This is a genomic window from Pseudoalteromonas sp. SANK 73390 (assembly GCF_054966645.1).
In genome coordinates this window covers 1-405 of record NZ_ARPN01000187.1, presented here as the reverse complement: position 1 = coordinate 405, position 405 = coordinate 1, and the positions used below count along the sequence as shown (strand labels likewise).

The 405-nt window shown below is 47.9% G+C and carries 3 tRNA genes; all 3 read left to right on the top strand.

Going from position 1 to position 405, the window contains the following annotated elements:
- Window positions 1-3 precede the first annotated feature (3 nt).
- The 3 genes from SANK73390_RS20495 to SANK73390_RS20485 all read left to right on the top strand — a co-directional run bounded on the left by SANK73390_RS20495 (window position 4) and on the right by SANK73390_RS20485 (window position 403).
- A tRNA-Met gene (locus SANK73390_RS20495) sits at window positions 4-80 on the top strand.
- A gap of 123 nt (window positions 81-203) precedes the next feature.
- Window positions 204-288: transfer RNA gene (locus tag SANK73390_RS20490), tRNA-Leu, on the top strand.
- Between the two features lie 43 nt (window positions 289-331).
- Window positions 332-403, top strand: a tRNA-Gln gene (locus SANK73390_RS20485).
- The last annotated feature ends 2 nt before the right edge of the window (window positions 404-405 follow it).

Here is a 405-nt window from a genome sequence, read left to right as displayed (position 1 = left end):
AATGGCTATGTAGCTCAGCTGGTTAGAGCACATCACTCATAATGATGGGGTCCCCTGTTCAAATCAGGGCATAGCCACCATTTACTCCCACTAAAGTGCAATAGTGGTTAAATAGCACAACCTCCTGTGCGGGGTGGCGGAATTGGCCAGATGTCGAGTTAGACGCTGGATTTAGGTTCCTCTAAATATGCACGACCTCCTGTGCGGGGGTGGCGGAATTGGTAGACGCGCTGGATTTAGGTTCCAGTATCTTCGGGTGTGAGAGTTCAAGTCTCTCCCTCCGCACCATCTTTTAAAGATGTAAAACTATAAATATGAAAACATTGATTGTTGGAGTATAGCCAAGCGGTAAGGCAGCGGGTTTTGATCCCGCCATTCTCAGGTTCAAATCCTGATACTCCAGCC